Here is a 1,561-nt window from a genome sequence, read left to right as displayed (position 1 = left end):
TTTATCTAAAATAGGCGAGAAAACCCCTATCTTCAAGGAATGCAAAGGGCTAAGCCCAATGAGTAAGTGGGGGATGAATCGCCTTCGGAAAAGGGATAGCTTCTGCTATCTCGATTTTCCGACTGCTCGAGTGCTTATTAAATCAAATGGAAAATAGTTTGCGTACGAGTGCCGAAACCTTTTTTCTCTTTGTAATCATATATTCTAGCTAATAATCTTTTCGAAAACCGTAATACAACCGATTGTTTTTTCCATCGTTATGATATATTATACATATCCGATATTGCAAGAAGGTGAAAATCAAATGTTCGTGAAAAAAGCCTACAAATTTCGCATCTATCCGAATCAAAAACAAGCCGAACTGATTAACAAAACCATTGGTTGTTCTCGCTTTGTCTACAACTATTTTGTTGGCAAACAAAAAAACAAAGACAGGTATTGGTCTATCGTCAATGAAATGGTACAGAATGGTCAACTGATTGAAAATAATTGGAAAGGTGAGTTTTTCCATAAAAATCAATCGATGAAGGCAATTCGTGAACTAAAGAAGCACTATCCCTTTTTAAAAGAAGTGGATAGTATCGCCCTTCAAAAATCGGTGGAAATCGTAAATGATTCGTACACTCGATATTACAAAAAGCAAAACCGTGAACCTCGCTTTAAATCCAAAAAGAATCCCGTTCAATCCTATACAACCAAATATGTAAATGGTAATATTGCTGTTTTTGAAAAGAAGGTGAAACTCCCGAAATTAGGTCTTGTACGTTTTGCTAAAAGTCGCGAAGTGGAAGGTCGCATCATGAACGCAACCATCAGACGAAACTCTTCAGGTAAATACTTCATTTCGATTTTAGTCGAAACAGAAGTGACACCATGGAAAAAGACAGGTTCAGCAGTCGGGATTGATGTTGGATTGAAAGACTTTGCCACCCTTTCAGATGGAATGGTATATGCGAATCCGAAGTTCTTCCGTACCATAGAAGAAAAACTAACAAGAGCACAACGTATTCTTTCGCGGCGACAATACGGTTCTTCTAATTGGAAGAAACAAAAGACAAAAGTTGCTCGACTACACGATAAGATAGCGCATGCGAGAAAAGATAGGTTAGATAAAATCTCTACCGAAGTTGTCAAAAACCACGACATCATTGGTATCGAAGATTTGTCTGTCAAAAATATGTTAAAGAATCATAGGCTTGCAAAAGCGATTAGTGAAGTATCATGGTCACAGTTCAGAACAATGCTTGAATACAAAGCGGCATGGTATGGTAAACAAATTGTAACCGTTGCGAAAAATTACCCTTCCAGCCAACTTTGTTCACATTGTGGTTACAAAAACAAAGACGTGAAAAATCTCGCTTTGCGTGAATGGGAGTGTCCTACCTGCAAAACGCAACACGAAAGAGATAGAAACGCAAGTATCAATCTTCGTAACGAAGCATTACGATTAACCGCAGGAACTGCGGGGATAGCCTAATCCATAACTGACCGATCGGTTGGTGTTCTTAGGAATCCCCCACTTCAATCAGGCCGTAAGGTTGATAAGTGGTGGGTAGTTCAA

1 protein-coding gene is annotated in these 1,561 nt (G+C 38.6%); it reads left to right on the top strand.

Features of this window, described 5'->3' with window-relative positions:
• The first annotated feature begins 304 nt into the window (after window positions 1-304).
• A complete protein-coding gene (gene tnpB, locus OWO01_RS15865) occupies window positions 305-1,477 on the top strand; it encodes an IS200/IS605 family element RNA-guided endonuclease TnpB (protein ID WP_268781448.1) in 1,173 nt (390 codons plus the stop codon).
• Window positions 1,478-1,561 lie beyond the last annotated feature (84 nt).

Source organism: Natronobacillus azotifigens (assembly GCF_026805325.1).
Taxonomy (GTDB): domain Bacteria; phylum Bacillota; class Bacilli; order Bacillales; family Amphibacillaceae; genus Natronobacillus; species Natronobacillus azotifigens.
The sequence above is the reverse complement of the archived record's forward strand: the minus strand, read 5'-3'. Positions and strand labels throughout refer to the sequence as shown.

Bases quoted from the DNA above. Each gene is read 5' to 3' on its own strand.
- tnpB (WP_268781448.1), top strand. From the start codon at position 305: ATGTTCGTGAAAAAAGCCTACAAATTTCGCATCTATCCGAATCAAAAA.